This is a genomic window from Azospirillum rugosum (assembly GCF_017876155.1).
GTDB lineage: Bacteria > Pseudomonadota > Alphaproteobacteria > Azospirillales > Azospirillaceae > Azospirillum > Azospirillum rugosum.
This window is the reverse complement of record NZ_JAGINP010000002.1, coordinates 112,536-128,374: the sequence shown is the minus strand read 5'-3', so window position 1 is coordinate 128,374 and position 15,839 is coordinate 112,536. Positions and strand designations below refer to the sequence as shown.

General features: G+C 68.6%; 13 protein-coding genes and 2 tRNA genes. 8 read left to right on the top strand and 7 right to left on the bottom strand.

Annotation, left to right across the window (positions count from 1 at the left end):
• Window positions 1-105 precede the first annotated feature (105 nt).
• The 5 genes from J2851_RS03685 to J2851_RS03665 form a co-directional block, all read right to left on the bottom strand.
• The gene (locus J2851_RS03685; protein WP_209764191.1) at window positions 106-1,641 is read right to left on the bottom strand and encodes a malonyl-CoA decarboxylase; all 1,536 of its coding nucleotides are present in this window, start codon (window positions 1,639-1,641) and stop codon (window positions 106-108) included.
• Between the two features lie 88 nt (window positions 1,642-1,729).
• Window positions 1,730-3,196 carry an NAD(P)H-hydrate dehydratase gene (locus tag J2851_RS03680; protein WP_209764188.1) on the bottom strand — a complete coding sequence of 489 codons (1,467 nt, stop codon included), beginning with the start codon at window positions 3,194-3,196 and terminating at the stop codon, window positions 1,730-1,732.
• Window positions 3,196-4,017, bottom strand: coding sequence for an HpcH/HpaI aldolase family protein (locus tag J2851_RS03675; protein WP_209764187.1), 822 nt, complete (start codon window positions 4,015-4,017; stop codon window positions 3,196-3,198). The genes J2851_RS03680 and J2851_RS03675 overlap by 1 nt, the downstream gene beginning before the upstream one ends.
• A 99-nt stretch (window positions 4,018-4,116) precedes the next feature.
• Window positions 4,117-4,192, bottom strand: a tRNA-His gene (locus tag J2851_RS03670).
• A 112-nt stretch (window positions 4,193-4,304) separates the two neighbouring features.
• Window positions 4,305-4,380, bottom strand: a tRNA-His gene (locus J2851_RS03665).
• Window positions 4,381-4,698: 318 nt separating this feature from the next.
• Between J2851_RS03665 and J2851_RS03660 the strand changes: the two genes are divergently transcribed.
• The 4 genes from J2851_RS03660 to J2851_RS03645 all read left to right on the top strand — a co-directional run bounded on the left by J2851_RS03660 (window position 4,699) and on the right by J2851_RS03645 (window position 7,583).
• Window positions 4,699-5,037 (top strand): P-II family nitrogen regulator, encoded by a 339-nt coding sequence (locus J2851_RS03660; RefSeq protein WP_119829694.1) that lies wholly within the window; start codon window positions 4,699-4,701, stop codon window positions 5,035-5,037.
• Window positions 5,038-5,287: 250 nt separating this feature from the next.
• Window positions 5,288-6,697 (top strand): type I glutamate--ammonia ligase, encoded by a 1,410-nt coding sequence (gene glnA / locus J2851_RS03655; RefSeq protein WP_209764180.1) that lies wholly within the window; start codon window positions 5,288-5,290, stop codon window positions 6,695-6,697.
• A 193-nt stretch (window positions 6,698-6,890) separates the two neighbouring features.
• Window positions 6,891-7,145: a hypothetical protein gene (locus tag J2851_RS03650; protein WP_209764178.1), complete on the top strand. Its 255-nt coding sequence runs from the start codon at window positions 6,891-6,893 to the stop codon at window positions 7,143-7,145.
• A 57-nt stretch (window positions 7,146-7,202) separates the two neighbouring features.
• Window positions 7,203-7,583, top strand: coding sequence for a hypothetical protein (locus tag J2851_RS03645; RefSeq protein ID WP_209764176.1), 381 nt, complete (start codon window positions 7,203-7,205; stop codon window positions 7,581-7,583).
• 9 nt (window positions 7,584-7,592) lie between these two features.
• Here the strand turns inward: J2851_RS03645 and J2851_RS03640 are convergent, their stop codons facing one another.
• Window positions 7,593-8,051, bottom strand: coding sequence for a hypothetical protein (locus J2851_RS03640; protein ID WP_209764174.1), 459 nt, complete (start codon window positions 8,049-8,051; stop codon window positions 7,593-7,595).
• Window positions 8,052-8,232: 181 nt separating this feature from the next.
• Here J2851_RS03640 and J2851_RS03635 point away from each other — a divergent pair, with 181 nt between their 5' ends.
• Both J2851_RS03635 and arfB read left to right on the top strand, forming a co-directional pair.
• The gene (locus J2851_RS03635; protein WP_209764171.1) at window positions 8,233-8,886 is read left to right on the top strand and encodes a DsbA family oxidoreductase; all 654 of its coding nucleotides are present in this window, start codon (window positions 8,233-8,235) and stop codon (window positions 8,884-8,886) included.
• Window positions 8,887-8,899: 13 nt separating this feature from the next.
• The gene (gene arfB, locus J2851_RS03630; RefSeq protein WP_209764168.1) at window positions 8,900-9,319 is read left to right on the top strand and encodes an alternative ribosome rescue aminoacyl-tRNA hydrolase ArfB; all 420 of its coding nucleotides are present in this window, start codon (window positions 8,900-8,902) and stop codon (window positions 9,317-9,319) included.
• Between the two features lie 6 nt (window positions 9,320-9,325).
• Here arfB and J2851_RS03625 read toward each other — a convergent pair whose 3' ends face one another.
• A complete protein-coding gene (locus tag J2851_RS03625; RefSeq protein ID WP_209764165.1) occupies window positions 9,326-9,766 on the bottom strand; it encodes a PRC-barrel domain-containing protein in 441 nt (146 codons plus the stop codon).
• 156 nt (window positions 9,767-9,922) lie between these two features.
• Between J2851_RS03625 and J2851_RS03620 the strand changes: the two genes are divergently transcribed.
• Window positions 9,923-11,902 (top strand): AI-2E family transporter, encoded by a 1,980-nt coding sequence (locus tag J2851_RS03620; protein ID WP_209764162.1) that lies wholly within the window; start codon window positions 9,923-9,925, stop codon window positions 11,900-11,902.
• Window positions 11,903-12,194: 292 nt separating this feature from the next.
• Window positions 12,195-15,440 (top strand): tetratricopeptide repeat protein, encoded by a 3,246-nt coding sequence (locus J2851_RS03615; RefSeq protein WP_209764160.1) that lies wholly within the window; start codon window positions 12,195-12,197, stop codon window positions 15,438-15,440.
• Window positions 15,441-15,839: the final 399 nt, after the last annotated feature.

Below are 15,839 nucleotides of genomic sequence, written 5' to 3'. Positions count from 1 at the left end.
ACACCCGCCGGACTGCCGGCGAAGCCCGCTCTATAGCACAGGGTTCGCGCCGCAAACAGCCTCTTTGGGGGCCTGACGGGTGCGTTTTGGCGTGGCGCCGCCACCTCACGCGCTGGCCTTGGCCGACGAGCGGATCGACGAGGAGGCATTGATCTTCCCCTCCCCCCGGTAGGCCTCGTGGTTGGCGTCGATTTCGGCCAACTTGTACCGGTAGTTGATCATCATCCCGCAGGACTGCCGCAGCCCTTTGGGCGAGGTGTCGCCCAGCCAGTTCAGCCGCTCCATCCGCGCGCCGTTGCTCAGGTGGAAGTGCGCGACCGGGTCGAGCGCCCGCGCCGGGGCGGCGCCGGGACGCTCGCTGCGGCGATCGGACGCGCGCGCGGTGGTCAAATACTGGGTGCACAGCCGGGTCAGCGGGCCGCGCATCCGCTTCTGCAGATCCTCGTCCTGGTGCCAGCCGGGAAGGGCCAGCGCGGCGGCCAGCACCGGCGGCCCCTCGGCGCCGTCATCGCCCCCGGAATCGGCACCATCCGATCCCCGCTCGGCGAGCGCCTCGGCGAGTCGTTCGGCCTCCGGCGGGGTCAGCAGCGCGTGTCCGCGCTCCCTCAGCTCCTGGTCGAGCCAGCGGCGGAAGCCGGGAATCGGCGACAGGGTGGCGAAGCACTTGATGTTGGGGAACTCGTTGGTCAGCCCGTCGACCACGCGCTTGATCAGGAAGTTGCCGAAGCTGATGCCGGCCAGCCCAACCTGCGCGTTGGAGATGGAGTAGAAGATGGCGCTGTCGGCGCTCTTCGGGTCGCAGACGGGGGCGGACGGGTCGAGCAGCGCCTGGACGTTGTCGGACATGCCCTGGACCAGCGCGACCTCGACGAAGATCAGCGGCTCGTTGGGCATGCGCGGGTGGAAGAAGGCGAAGCAGCGCCGGTCGGAGTCGAGCCGGTCCTTCAGGTCCTGCCAGCCGCTGATCTCGTGCACCGCCTCGTACTTGATCAGCTTTTCCAGGAGGGAGGCCGGGCTGTCCCAGGTGATGCGGTGCATTTCCAGGAAGCCGACGTCGAACCAATGCCGCAGCAGGTTCTTCAGGTCGTCCTCCAGCGCCTGGAGCAGCGGCTCGCCGCGCGCCATCTCCATCAGCTCGGCGCGCAGGTCGACGAGGAACTTCACCCCTTCGGGCAGCGCGTTGAACTGGGTCAGCAGGCGCAGGCGCGGCGGCTCCAGCGCCCGGCGCAGCGCTCGCTCGGCGTGGCCGCGGCCGACCGGGTCGGTGGCCGCCAGGAAGGTCGCCATGGCCTCGTCCACCGCGGCGCGGTCCACGTCGAAGTCGCGCGCGAGCATCATCAGGAAGTTGCGCCGCCCGCGGGGGTCGAGCGCCAGGTAGGTGCGGCCGAGCTGCGCGGCGCGGGCGCGCGCCGACACCTCGCCGCCGCGGCCTACCAGACAGGCCTCGATCTGCTCCTTCAGGCGCTCCGCGTCCTCCTTGGGGAGGGAGGCGCGTGGCGCTGCGCCCACCACGCCGCGGGCCGACGCGGCGATCTCGCGCCAGCGGGCGCGCAGGGAGTCCAGGGTTCGGTCGAGCAGGCCCGGCTGCGGTGGCGCGGCCGGCGCGGGCTCGTTGCTGATCATCTCCGGCGTATCGCTCATGCCGGGAGTCTGGCCCGCCAAGCCGCCCTCGGCAAGCGGTTCGCGTGAGCCCGACCGGATGGATAAGCTCCACCCGATCGATGAGGCGCTAAAGATCGCCCGCCTTCAGGCGCCGCAGCACGCCCGGCAAGGCCTCCGGCAAATCCTCCGCGATCAGGCCGGGGCCCACCGCGTTGGCCGCCGCGCCGTGCAGCCACACCGCGGCGCAGGTCGCGTCGAAGGCGTCCATCCCCTGGGCGAGCAGGCCCAGGACCATGCCCGCCAGCACGTCGCCGGAGCCGGCCGTGGCGAGATCCGCCGGGGCGTTGGCGTTGACGACCGCCCGCCCGTCGGGCGCGGCGACGACCGTATCCGCCCCCTTGATCAGCACGACCGCGCCGCACCGCTGCGCCGCGGCGCGAGCCCGCGTCATCTTGCCGCCCCCGGCCTTGGCGAGGTCCGGGAACACACGGGCGAATTCCCCGTCGTGCGGGGTCAGGACGCACCGGCCGGTCAAGCGGTCGAAAAGCTCGGTCGGCGATTCGGCGACGCTGGTCAGGGCGTCCGCGTCCAGCACGCAGTCCTTGCCCACCGACAGGGCGGACAGCACCCGCGCGCGGGTGTCCGGCCCGACGCCGGCACCGGGCCCGAGAAGGACCGCGTTCTTGCGCGGGTCGGCGAGCAGGGACTCGAAGGCCTCGCCGTCGGCCGTCTCCGCGACGATCAGGCTCGGCGAAGCCGCGGCGTAGATGGGAAAGGACTCCGGCGGGCTGGCGATGGTCACCAGCCCCGCCCCGGCCCGCAGCGCCGCACGCGCCGAGAGGCGGGCCGCCCCGGTCATCCGCGCGCCGCCCAGAACCACGGCGTGCCCGCGCGCGTATTTGTGCGAGTCGAGCCGCGGCCACGGGTAGCGTCGGCGCCACAGGGACGGACCGTTCTCGAAGGCCGCCGGCTCGATGCTGTCCAGCACCGAATCGGGAATGCCGATGTCGGCGACGACCACCTCGCCGCACAGGGCCCGGCCCGGCATCAGAAGGTGTCCGGGCTTGCGCCGGAAGAAGGTGACGGTCAGAGCGGCCTGCGGAGCGGCGCCGAGCACCTCCCCGGAGTCGCCGTGCACGCCGCTTGGCACATCGACCGCCACGACCGTCCGGCCGGACATGGCCTCGACCACCGCCTTCGCCATCCCGTCGAGCGGACGGGCGAGCCCGGCGCCGAACAGCGCGTCAATGACCAGCGGGTTGCCCTGGAGCAGGAACGGGTCCGCCGCCTCGACCGGACCGCCCCAGCGTTCCGCCGCCACCGCGGCGTCCCCGCGCAGGGCGGAGCGGGAGCCCAGAAGGGCGAGGCGCACCGGCCATCCCGCCTCAAGCAGCAGGCGCGCGATGACGAAGCCGTCGCCGCCGTTGTTGCCGGGACCGCAGAGGACGACCGTCGGGTGCGGCGCCCAGCGCTCGCAGACCGCGCGGACGACGGCCGCCCCGGCAGCTTCCATCAGCACCGGTCCGGGCACGCCGCCGGCCATGGTCAGCGCATCCGCCCGGTACATCTCCGCAACGGACAGCAGCTCCTCCATCAGGCACCTCCCTCGGACCGGCCTCCAGCCCCCTTGCCCGCCCCCGTGCCCGACGCCTTGCGGAAGGCGTCGACCTGGGCCACAGCACCCGCCCGCATGAAGCCGATGTCGCCGCCCGCCACCACCAGATGGCATCCCCGCTCGATCAGCTGCTCCATCGGCCGGTTCTTCACCGGTATGGTGCCGTAGAGCGTGCCGGACGCCAGGATCGCCCGCTCCGCCCGCTCCAGAAGCGCGAGAACCTCCGGGTCGTCGAACTGGCCCAGGCGGCCGAAGCTGCCGGACAGGTCGTAGGGACCGACGAACAGCATGTCGACGCCGTCAACGGCGGCGATCTCCGGGATCGCGTCCACCGCCTGCATCGTCTCGATCTGGCAGATGATGAAAAGCTCGTCGGCGCAGCGGTCGCGGTAGCGCTCGCCGCAGATGCCGTAATCGGCGCCCCGCGCCATCCCATAGGCGGCTCCCCGCAGCCCCGTGGGCGGATAACGGCAGGCGGCCACCGCCGCCCTCGCCTCCTCCGCCGAGTTCACGGACGGGATCATCACGCCCTCGACGCCGATGTCGAGCGCACGCTTGAGGTAGACGGGGTCGTTGGCCGGAACGCGCATCAATCCCGTGCAGCCGGTGCCGGACAGTGCCTGCAAAAGCGCCAGCCCGTCGCCGAGCGAGCCGGGACCATGCTCATGATCGATGACCGCGCAGTCGTACCCGGCGAGGCCGACGATCTCCGCCGCCACGGGGCTCCGCATGTCGAGCCAGCAGCCAAGCGCCGGCCGTCCGGCGGCGAGCGTTCGCTTCAGCGTGTTTTCACGGAACATCGGTCCTCCCCACAGGCGTGTCTGCGCAGCATAGGGGCGGTCACGCCCGGCGAGAAGCCAGCCTCATGGGGAACGATGAATTTTGAAGACGGAAAGGATTGGGGCGATGGATGGGACTCGAACCCACGACCACTCGGACCACAACCGAGGGCTCTACCAACTGAGCTACCATCGCCACCGTGGGCCCGCCGTTCCGGCCAGCCCCGACATTCCCTGCCTCGGCACACTGGCCGAAGCCGCCCTTATTGCATTGCACAAACCGGGCGAGCGGGTGATAGTGGGGGGACTGGGGCGATGGATGGGACTCGAACCCACGACCACTCGGACCACAACCGAGGGCTCTACCAACTGAGCTACCATCGCCGCAGCGGGGCCGCCTATTTGCCCCATGGAACCCGGCCGGTCAAGCCTTGTTTTCCATGCTCGCGAAAAATTAGCGGCTACTCCGTCCGATGGCGGTAGCCGCGCGGATCCCTTGCGCGATCTGCACAAATATTGTTCACTTCGCCCTATCCAGTGGCAGCCTCATGCTGCTGCCGGTGGCACCGGCTCCAAGACGGCCAGCATCCCGCGCTGGCGATCGGCTCCCCCCGCGCTTGGCACGCCCCGTGCTTACGAAGGGGCGTCGGCAGTGCCGTGGACGGTGCCTGCCGGCGTTGGCACCTCGTACACGAGAGACCCATGAAGAAGATCGAAGCCATCATTAAGCCGTTCAAACTCGACGAGGTGAAGGAAGCCCTTCACGAGGTCGGCATCAAGGGCATCACCGTCACCGAGGCCAAGGGCTTCGGCCGCCAGAAGGGGCACACCGAGCTGTACCGTGGCGCGGAGTACGTGGTCGACTTCCTGCCGAAGGTGAAGATCGAGGTGGTGATGGAAGATACCCTGGTGGAGCGCGCGATCGAGGCGATCCAGCAGGCCGCCCACACCGGACGCATCGGCGACGGCAAGATCTTCGTCACCCCCGTGGAAGAAGTGGTCCGCATCCGGACCGGCGAGAAGGGTGCCGACGCGATCTGATCGCGCCGGACACGCATTCCCAAGCTCACCCGCCAACATGCGCCTTTCCCCTGCCCCCGGCCGAACGGCCCCGCGCCCCACGCACGGAGAGATTCGTGCGCGGAATCCCCTCGGGGCGCGACTTTTTGTGCTGCTACGTTGTGTGCGCGGAAAAGGCATGACATAACGTCCGCCGCGAGCGCCGTCACCCGCCCCCTCCGGTCGGTTTGACGCTGCGGGACCCAAACCTCTTAAGCGTGGAAAAAGAGAAATGTCCGACATCAGCAAGGTCTTCGACCTGATCAAGGAACACGACGTCAAGTACGTGGACCTCCGCTTCACCGACCCGCGCGGCAAGCTGCACCACACCGCCCAGCACGTCTCCACGATCGACGAGGACGTGTTCGAGGACGGCATCATGTTCGACGGCTCCTCGATCGCCGGCTGGAAGGCGATCAACGAGTCGGACATGATCCTCCAGCTCGACCCGACCACCGCCGTCATGGACCCGTTCTCGGCCCAGCCGACGCTGAACATCCTCTGCGACGTGTACGAGCCGTCGACCGGCCAGCCCTACGCCCGCTGCCCGCGCTCGATCGCCAAGGCCGCCGAGAAGTACATGGCGTCGGCCGGCATCGGCGACACCGCCTACTTCGGCCCGGAAGCCGAGTTCTTCGTCTTCGACGACGTCAAGTTCAAGGTCGAGATGAACAAGGTGTCCTACGAGTTCGACTCGGAGGAAGGCCCGTACACCTCGGACAAGGACTATGAGGACGGCAACCTGGCGCACCGTCCGGGCGTCAAGGGCGGCTACTTCCCGGTCGCCCCGGTCGACAGCGGCTCGGACCTGCGCGCCGAGATGCTGAGCGTGCTGGCCGAGATGGGCGTGCCGGTCGAGAAGCACCACCACGAGGTGGCCGCCTCGCAGCACGAGCTGGGCATCAAGTTCGACACGCTGGTCCGCACCGGCGACAACATGCAGTACTACAAGTACGTCGTGCACAACGTCGCCCACGCCTACGGCAAGACCGCGACCTTCATGCCGAAGCCGGTCTTCGGCGACAACGGCTCGGGCATGCACTGCCACCAGTCGATCTGGAAGGAAGGCCAGCCGCTGTTCGCCGGCAACCAGTACGCCGACCTGTCGGAGATCGCGCTGTACTACATCGGCGGCATCATCAAGCACGCCAAGGCCCTGAACGCCTTCACCAACCCGTCGACCAACTCCTACAAGCGTCTGGTCCCGGGCTATGAGGCTCCGGTGCTGCTGGCCTACTCGGCCCGCAACCGCTCGGCGTCCTGCCGTATCCCGTACGTCGCCTCGCCGAAGGGCAAGCGCGTCGAGGTCCGCTTCCCGGACCCGTCGGCCAACCCGTACCTGGCCTTTGCCGCCATGCTGATGGCCGGCCTCGATGGCATCCAGAACAAGATCCATCCGGGCGACGCCATGGACAAGAACCTGTACGACCTGCCGGCCGAAGAGCTGGCCAAGGTCCCGACGGTTTGCGGCTCGCTGCGCGAGGCCCTGGACAGCCTGAAGGCCGACAGCGCCTTCCTGCAGAAGGGCGACGTGTTCACGAAGGACATGATCGAGTCCTACATCGAGCTGCGCACCGAGGAGCTGCTGGCCTTCGAAACCATGCCGCACCCGATCGAGTACAAGATGTACTACTCGGTCTGATTTCGGACCGCTTCGGAGTTCCGGCCCGCCCACGCGTCGGGTCGGAACCCCGAAGGTTCGTCTTCGCGGAGAAGCCCGCCGACACACAGCGTCGGCGGGCTTTTTTCATGGAGAACTTTTGCGCATTCTCACAGGCGTTTTGCGGCTCTCCATGCCATAGTGCGGCCGATGCCCCGCACCCGTCCGTGATCCCATGCGCCTCCCACTCCTTATCGCCGCAGGATTGCTGCTGGCGCCCGCGGCACAGGCCGCGAACGTCTCCGCCGGGCAGGCGGAGGCCAAGGAAGCTGCCCGCTCATCGGGAAACTGCACGCCCGCCAAGCTGGAGGTGATGCGCTACGCCGTCGGCCGCGAGGGGCAGACCGTCTTCAAGGTGAACTGCACGGAGGACAAGGACGCCTTCGTGCTCGTGCAGTGCCGGTCGCGCATTTGCACTCTGCTGCGCTGATTCACATCTTTTTAAGGGCATTCGTCTGGAATCGGCGGGCTTGAGGAAAGGGCGGTCATGAGGCACATCAGCGCGTTGGCGACCCTGCTGGTTTCGGCTCTGCCGCTCGGTGGATGCTTCTTCACGTCCACGCCCTTTACGGTCGCGAGCATGGGCGCCGATATGGTGTCCCTGACCAGCACCAAGAAGACGGTGTTCGATCACGTCGCGTCGGCCGCGACGGGACGCGATTGCTCCTCGCTCAAGTTCACGGAAATCGGCGAATATTGCCCGGACAAGGTCATGGTCGACCGGACCAAGGTCTACTGCTACCGGACGCTCGCGGACGTGGATTGCCACCACATACCGGACCCTTACAAGAACGGCTACACCGCCCTGGCCAGCCCGCCGCCCGAGATCAAGGTCGTGCCCAAGAACAAGGGCTGGTTCGACGAGTGAGGCCGATCCTCAGCGGATCTTCTTCGCGACGAAGGCCTTGGCGATGGTCATCATCGCCTTCTCGTGGGTGACGCCCGGGTTGCCGCCGCCCGACGCCGGCACGACCATGGTCGCCGACCGCATGGGCGCCGGTCCGGCCGTGCCCTTGCGCGGCGGCTGCGCCTCGTTCTCGTCCGGGTCGCGGCCGAGACGGCTCAGGACATTGGCAAGCGCTTCCTTGCTGAGCGCCGAGTCGGGGGCCGAACGCCCGCGAGGCCCAGTCGCCGCCGGACGAGCGCCGCCGGGGTTTCGCGCTCCCCGCTCGATGGCCGCCGCCGAAATCGCCTTCAGGAAGGGCTGCGCGATGCCCAGCATCAGCTGCGGGTCCTCGACCGCCCAGGCCATCAGCAGCTTCTGCGCGGTCGCGCGGCTCCCCTTGGCCGCCATCAGCGCGTCGCGCACCTTGCCGTCCACATAGGAATTGCCCATCGTCCGCGCACCCCAACTCGCCCCGGACCCGCTCCGCGGCACAAGGCGACTGTCGAACCGGATGGGTTAACAAAGGGTTGCACAACCGGGCAGCGGAGGAATGACAACGCTCCGAACGCGGCACTTCGGAGAGGCTGCGCGGTTGCGCGACCGGGCGATGATGGAGGATAGTACCTCCACCATGCTCATCGAAACCTTCGCCGACCTGATTTGCCCTTGGTGTTACATCGGCAAGCGCCGCCTCGCGCGCGCCTTGGCGGATCGGCCGCGGCTGCATGTCGAACTGCGCTGGCAGCCGTTTCAACTGAACCCGGACATGGCGCCGGGCGGCATGGAGCGGAGCGCCTACCTCGCGGCCAAGTTCGGCGGGACGGAGCGGGCGCGGCAAATCCACCTCGTCGTCGAGGAAACGGCCGAGCGCGACGGGCTGCCCCTGCGCCTGGATCGCGTGCGGCGGACGCCCAACAGCTTCGATGCCCACCGCCTGGTCCGCATGGCGGCGCGGCGTGGACTCGGCGACGCCATGGCCGACGCCTTGTTCCACGCTTATTTCGTGGACGGGCTGGACATCGGCGACCGGGACACGCTGGCCGGCACGGCCGCGTCTCTGGGCTTCGATTTCCAAGCGATCAAGGGGCTGCTGGCCACCGACGCGGAAGCGGCCGCCGTGGCGAGCGCCGATTCGATGGCGCGGCAGCTCGGGCTGCAGGCGGTGCCCTGCTACATCTTCAACCGCCGCTACGCCCTGTCGGGTGCGCAGGAACCGGCCAGCTTCCTTCCGCTCCTGGACCTTGCGGTCGATGAGCAGGAAGGCGTGACCGTCGCGGCGGATTGAGCGTTATCACCCCATGATCCGAGTCACCCACCGCATCAGCCTCGACGACAACGAGATCGAGGAAAGCTTCATCCGCGCCTCCGGCCCGGGCGGTCAGCACGTCAACAAGACCGAGAGCGCGGTCCAGCTCCGATTCGACGTGCGGCGCTCGCCGAACTTGCCGGACGACGTCCGGCATCGGCTGGAGCGGCTGGCGGGCAGCCGGCTGACCCAGGACGGCGTGCTGGTGCTGGTGGCCGACCGGCACCGGACGCAGGTCCGCAACCGGCAGGACGCGCTGGAGCGGCTGATCGACTTGATCCGCGAGGCGGCGGTCCCGCCCACCCCGCGCCGGCCGACCAAGCCGACCCTCGGCTCCAAGCGCCGCCGCCTGGAGGCCAAGGGCCAGCGGTCCGCCATCAAGCGGCTGCGGTCCGGCAAGCCGGACGACTGAGCCCCACTACTTCCCCATCTGCCGGTTCAGCGACACCATGCGGCCGTCGTCCTTGTAGGCCGGCAGGTTGGCGAACTGCTCCTTGGTCAGCTGGGTCGCCACCAGCTCGTCGCGCTCGCGGGAATAGCGCACGTTGTCGATGTCCAGCGCCACGTTGTGCGCGCCGAGCCCCATGACGCCGCCGCTGGACACCAGCAGCTCGCTCGGCCGGTTGTTGCGGTTCATCAGGACGTCGTCGACGGTGCCGACCTTCTGCCCGTCGTAGGACACCACGGTCTTGCCGAGCATCGCCTCGGGCTCAATCCGCGACGCGGTCTGCAGGGACTGCTGCGGAATCGGCCGGGCCGCCTGCTCGTTGGACCCGCCGAACCAGCTGCTGGTCTCCGCACAGCCACCCAGGGACAGCAGGATGACCGCCGACAGCACGGGAAGTGCGACCCTACGCATAGCGCCCTCCGTAAAAAGCGATAACCACGCAGAGGTAAACAGCCCGGGTCGGCGTTTCGTCACGGAAGGCTGGAAAAAGCGCGCGCCGCACCCGGAACGTGCCCTTGATGGCGGTGTTCTTGAGGGGTTCACCGCACCGGAGCGCCACACCCGACCATGGCCGAGGACACCGCCCGCCAACTCCAGGCCCGCCCGATTCCCGTACCCAAGGCCGTTCCGCCCGCCTCGGCCCAGACCACCCTGCTGATCATCGCCCTGGTGGTGGCGACGCTGTACCTGGGCGCCGACATCCTGGTGCCCATCGCGCTGGCGGTGCTGCTGAGCTTCGTCCTGAGCCCCGCGGTCAGCCGGCTGGAGCGGCTGCGGATCGGTCGCGTGCCCTCGGTGCTGCTGGTGGTGATCCTGGTCTTCGCGGCGCTCGCCGGCTTCGGCACGGTGGTGGGCAGCCAGATCGGCGACCTCGCCAGCAACCTGCCCTCGTACCAGCGCAACATCCACACGAAGCTGGAGTCGCTGCGCTCCACCGCCACCACCGCCGGCGGCGGCGGCGCCATGAAGCAGGCGACGGACGCCTTCCACGACCTGCGGCAGGAGTTCGAGAAGGTCACCGGCCAGCAAACACCCCCGCAGGACCCGGCCGCCGCCGCCTCCCCCACCGCCCCGGCGACGCGGACGGCCGAGCGGGAGCCGATCCCGGTGCGCGTGGAGCAGCCAAGCTCCAGCCCCTTCGAGATCGCCCGCAACGTGCTGGGGCCGGCGCTGGCCCCCTTCGCCACCGCGGGCATGGTGCTGGTCTTCACCATCTTCATGCTGCTGCAGCGGGAGGATCTGCGCGACCGGCTGATCCGGCTGGCCGGCTCCGGCGACCTCAGCCGCACGACCGAGGCGATGAACGACGCCGGCGAGCGCGTCAGCCGGTACCTGCTGATGCAGTGCGTGGTGAACGTCACGTACGGCTTTCCCATCGGCGTCGGGCTGTGGCTGATCGGCGTGCCGAACCCGCTGCTGTGGGGCCTGCTGGCGACGGTGCTGCGCTTCATCCCCTTCCTGGGGCCGGTGATCTCCGCCGCCTTCCCGATCATGCTGTCCTTCGCCGTGGACACGGGATGGACCCTGCCGCTGCTGTGCATCGGCCTGTTCGTGGCGGTGGAGCTGTTCTCCAACAACGTGGTCGAGCCCTGGCTGTACGGCTCGGCCACCGGCCTGTCGTCGCTGGCGATCATCGTCGCGGCGGTGTTCTGGACCACCCTGTGGGGGCCGGTCGGGCTGCTGCTGGCGACCCCGCTGACCGTCTGCCTGGTGGTGCTGGGCCGCCATGTACCGCAGCTCCATTTCCTGGAGGTGATGCTGGGCGACCGCCAGGTGCTGCCCGACGAGGCCAAGCTGTACCAGCGCCTGCTCGCCCGCGATCCCATCGAGGCCGCGGAGATCGCCGAGGAGCGGATGGCCGAGTCCAGCCTGCCGGAGGTCGGCGAGCGGCTGCTGCTGCCCGCCCTGTCGCTGGCCGAGCAGGACCGCCAGCGCGGGTCCCTCACCGCCGACGGCCGTACGGCGGTGGCCGAGGGCATGGCCGCCCTGCTGGACGAACTGACCGAGACCATGGCAACGGCGGACAAGGCCGCGGCCAACACCCCCGCCCAGGCGCCGGCCCAGGCTCCGGGAAGCGCCGTCCCGGCCGACCCCGCCGCGCAGCCGCCGCTGGTGCTGTGCATCGGCGCCCGCAACGACCTGGACGAGGCCGCCGCCGACCTGCTCGCCCACCTGCTGCAAACCCACGGCGTCCGCGCCGACGTGATCCCTTGCGAGACGGTGGCCGCGCGCGCCATCGCCAGCCTCGGTACGTCCGGGGTGGCGGCGATAGCCCTGTCGTACCTGAACCCCTCCGCCCTGCCCCACGCCCGCCGGCTGGTGCGCCGGCTGCGGCTGCATTTCGGCCCGCGCGTGCCGATCCTGCTCTGCCTGTGGAGCGCCCACCCCGAAGCCGACGCCCCGGAGCGCGCCATCGCCGAAACCGCCGCCGACCGCGTCGCCACCAACCTGACCGGCGCCCTCACCCACCTGGAAGAACTGGGCGTGCTGGAGCCGGGCGAAACGGAGGCGGAGACGGACGTGGAAGCGGAGCGCAAGACCGCCTGACCGGCGCGGATGAAACACCGTGAAACGCTGTGCAACATGAACTGTCGTGATGTTGCATTGGCGGACACCGGCCCCGTCGCCCCGTGTTGGTTGCACACAGGGCGGGAGTTTCGCACGGAATCGAGAACTTTTCCAGAACGAAAGGGGTGTGGGAGGAGTTGCCTTCCTGTCTCTTGCGGCCCCAGACTGCGGCATTTCGGCGGGAGCGTGACGGGACGGATTGGGGCCGCACGGGGCCTCGTTTATGCTAGCGGAGCGCGAATTGGCCGCAGCATACACCCGTGGGCGAGGCATGTTCACCGTCGACAGGACCGCGTTGATCCAATGGGCGGACCGCCACGAGAGCTGGTTCGGCCTCCCCGAACTGGTCCGCCGCCTGATCCTCGCGACCGCGACCCTGACCGAACTGCGCATGCCCGCCGGCGATGGAGTCCAGCGGCCGGGCTGGGACGGCCGGGTCCACGCCACCACCGGCAACGCCTGGGTGCCGGAGGGCTGGTCCGCCTGGGAGATCGGCACCAACAAGGTCGAGTGGATCGAGGACAAGGCGGACAGAGATTACCGGAAGCGCACCGACGATTCCCTCGGGCTCGACAAGGCGCAGACGACCTTCGTGTTCGTCACGCCACGCAAGTGGGACGACAAGCTCAAATGGATGGCTAAGCGCAAGGCCGAGGGCGTTTGGCGTGACGTGAAGGTGTACGACGCCGACGACCTGGAGAACTGGTCGGTCCTGGCGCCGCGCGTGTCCCGCTGGTTCGCCGCCGAAATCCTGAGGCTGCCGCAGGCGCGGGCCGATTGGAACGAGCCGCGGATCGTCTGGAAACCGGCCGCCGCCCTGCGCTACGACGCCGGCCCCCTGGCGTGGCTGTCCTGGGACGCCCGCCTGACCGAACTGAGGGGACGCGACGCCGAGTTCCAGGAATTGCTGTCCTGGGCGCGGGGTGACGGCGGGGTCCGGTTCCGCTTCCTGGTCGGCGAGGGCGGCAGCGGCAAGACCCGCCTCGCGCACGAGGTGGCGGCCCAGCTGGCCGAGGATCCGTCCTGGGCCGCGGGCCGGGTTCCCGCCGACCAGCCGCTTCCGGTCGATGCCGGGATCAAGGGCTGCTTCCTCATCGTCGATTACCCGGAAGAACGGAGGGACGAGATCGCGAAGCGGCTGGCGGAACTGGCCGAAGAGGCGGAAGACGCGCACCGCACCGTCCGCGTCCTGCTGCTCAGCCGGCGTGGCGAGGAGTATTGGGAGTCCCTGGTCCAGGACGCCAGGGCCTCCGCCCACCAGGACCGGGCCATCCATCTGCCGGACGCCATCGCCCCGGACGACGCCTGGGACGTGTTCCGACTGGCCGTGCCGCGGGTGCCGTCGCCGCCCGGCACGCCGGTGCCGCAGCCGGTTGACAAGGACGCATTCCTGCACTGGTTCACGGGGATGCCGACCAACCAGCGGCCGTTGTTGGTCGCGGCGGCGGCGGTTCAGTCGGTGATGGACGGCGGCCGGTCGGTGCTGACGCTGACCGCGGCGGAGTTGATCGACAGCCTCGCGGATCGGGAGTTGTCGCGTCTGCGCCGCTTGGCCGACAAGCACCGGTTCCAGAAGGAGGCGCTGGCACGGTTGGCGGCGCTGGCGGCGGTGCGTGGTGCGCTCGACGAAACGCTGATCCGGGGCTTGGCCGTCCAGGGGCTGGATTTGGGGCTGGGCGATCCGGAAACGGTGGTGGACCGGATTCGCGAAACCGGCGTTTTGGATGAGTCATGCGAATGGCAGGCGCCGGTACCGGATATCGTCGCGTCGGTGTTGATCGTGAAGGTTCTCGGCCAGCGCCCGAAGCAGGCGCCGGAGTGGCTGTGGGCCATCGTCAGTGGGCAAGAAGAGGCGAGCATTCAGCGGGCCGCGCGCCTTGCCTACGACGCGGAGGTGACGCTCGGACGGCTTGAGCACCGGTTATCGCGATGGCTGGCGACCATGCTTAAAGGCCGATCGGAGCGATGCGCTCCGCTGGACGCCTGGGCATCCGACAGGATGCAAGGAGGCATGATGCCAGCCGTGGCTGCTGTGGTCTCCATGACGCTGGCGACGAAGGCACAAAGTGATGAGGAGAAGGCGGCGCATCTTAACAGCGGGTCCAATCACCTGTCTGGCGCAGGTGACGGAACGGGAGCCCTAGCCGCCATCCAAGAGGCCGTGGACCTGTATCGGAGGCTGGCGAAGGCCAACCCGGCGCGATTCGAAGCGGATTTGGCGTTGGTCCTGAATAATCTCTCCAGCGAGTTGTCGGAGGCGGGCGACAGACCGGGCGCCCTGAACGCAATCCAAGAGGCCGTGGAGCTGTGTCGGAGGCTGACGAAAGCCAACCCGGTGCGATTCGAACCGAATTTGGCGTGGGCCCTGAATAATCTCTCCAACCGCTTGTCGGAGGCGGGCGACGGACCGGGCGCCCTGGCCGCCATCCAAAAGGCCGTGGACCTGCATCGGAGGCTGGCGAAAGCCAACCCGGCGCGATTCGAAGCGGATTTGGCGTTGGTCCTGAATAATCTCTCCAGCGAGTTATTGGACGCGGGCGACAGACCGGGCGCCCTGAACGCAATCCAAGAGGCCGTGGACCTGCATCGGAGGCTGGTGAAAACCAACCCGGCGCTCTTCGAACTGGATTTAGCGGGAAGCCTGCACAAGCTCTCCCACCGCTTGTCGGAGGCGAGCGACGGATCGGGTGCCCTGGCCGCCATCCAAAAGGCCGTGGACCTGTATCGGAGGCTGGCGAAAGCCAACCCGGCGCGATTCGAACCGGACTTGGCGGGAAGCCTGAACAGCCTCTCCAACCGCTTGTCGGAGGCGGGCGACGGACCGGGTGCCCTGGCCGCCATCCAACAGGCCGTGGACCTGTGTCGGAGGCTGGCGAAAGCCAACCCGGCGCGATTCGAACCGGACTTGGCGGGAAGCCTGAACAACCTCTCCAACCGCTTGTCGGAGGCGGGCGACGAACCGGGTGCCCTGGCCGCTATCCAACAGGCCGTGGAACTGTATCGGAGGCTGGCGAAGGCCAACCCGGCGTGCCTTGAACCGGATTTGGCGTCGAGCCTGTACAACCACTCTTTACGCTTGTCGGAGGCGGGCGACAGACCGGGCGCCCTGGCCGCCATCAAGGAGGCCGTAGGCATCAGGCGGAGGTTGGCGAAGGCCAACCCGGCGCGCTTCGAACCGGACTTGGCGAGTAGCCTGAACAACCTCTCTTTCAGCTTGTCGGACGCGGGCGACGGACCGGGCGCCCTGGACGCTATCAAGGAGGCCGTAGGCCTCTATTGGAGGCAGGCAAAGGCCAACCCGCTATATTTCGCTCATGAACTCGCGAACAGTTTGGCGATGTGGGCACGATGGATGGCGAAGTTCGGTACGTTGGAGGATGCCATCGCGATTATGAACGAGGCGATTGATCTGAATGAACCGTTCGCCAAAGCGTACCCGGATGAGCTTCCGGCACGCCGGCATCGCCGCATGCTGGCCGATCTCGAAGCGTTCAAGCGGGATGCTGGCGACGGTTGACGGTGCGCCGGTGGTGATGGGTTGACACAGGTCGGCGTTAAGCATTCTTGGCATCACCCTCACCCGGTGCTGCGCGCCATCGGTTGCTCGCGAGTCTCGCAACCGCGCTCCACCTACGGTCGCCTTTGGCGCCCGTCCGGCCTTCGGCCGTCGGTTCCGCGCCGCTCCCGGGGCGGGAGAGGGGATGGAGGGACGTCGCGGTTCCTTGGGGCGTTCGGCGGGTGTGCATCCCCCTCACCCTAACCCTCTCCCCGGAGGGGAGAGGGGATTGAAGGACGTCGCCGCGCTGAGGGAACTCCGGGAAATGCCCCGCCTTCCCCCTTCCCATTGGAAATAGCGCGAACGTTGGTTGGCGTGGTGCGGGACGGCCATGACGACGTTGCTGTTTGCTGTTGTGAC

Coding starts and splice junctions, on each gene's coding strand:
- J2851_RS03635 (WP_209764171.1), top strand. CDS start 8,233: ATGCTCATCGAAACCTTCGCCGACCTGATTTGCCCTTGGTGTTACATC.
- J2851_RS03675 (WP_209764187.1), bottom strand. CDS start 4,017: ATGTTCCGTGAAAACACGCTGAAGCGAACGCTCGCCGCCGGACGGCCG.
- glnA (WP_209764180.1), top strand. CDS start 5,288: ATGTCCGACATCAGCAAGGTCTTCGACCTGATCAAGGAACACGACGTC.
- J2851_RS03615 (WP_209764160.1), top strand. CDS start 12,195: ATGTTCACCGTCGACAGGACCGCGTTGATCCAATGGGCGGACCGCCAC.
- J2851_RS03650 (WP_209764178.1), top strand. CDS start 6,891: ATGCGCCTCCCACTCCTTATCGCCGCAGGATTGCTGCTGGCGCCCGCG.
- J2851_RS03680 (WP_209764188.1), bottom strand. CDS start 3,196: ATGGAGGAGCTGCTGTCCGTTGCGGAGATGTACCGGGCGGATGCGCTG.
- J2851_RS03620 (WP_209764162.1), top strand. CDS start 9,923: ATGGCCGAGGACACCGCCCGCCAACTCCAGGCCCGCCCGATTCCCGTA.
- J2851_RS03685 (WP_209764191.1), bottom strand. CDS start 1,641: ATGAGCGATACGCCGGAGATGATCAGCAACGAGCCCGCGCCGGCCGCG.
- J2851_RS03660 (WP_119829694.1), top strand. CDS start 4,699: ATGAAGAAGATCGAAGCCATCATTAAGCCGTTCAAACTCGACGAGGTG.
- J2851_RS03625 (WP_209764165.1), bottom strand. CDS start 9,766: ATGCGTAGGGTCGCACTTCCCGTGCTGTCGGCGGTCATCCTGCTGTCC.
- J2851_RS03645 (WP_209764176.1), top strand. CDS start 7,203: ATGAGGCACATCAGCGCGTTGGCGACCCTGCTGGTTTCGGCTCTGCCG.
- arfB (WP_209764168.1), top strand. CDS start 8,900: ATGATCCGAGTCACCCACCGCATCAGCCTCGACGACAACGAGATCGAG.
- J2851_RS03640 (WP_209764174.1), bottom strand. CDS start 8,051: ATGGGCAATTCCTATGTGGACGGCAAGGTGCGCGACGCGCTGATGGCG.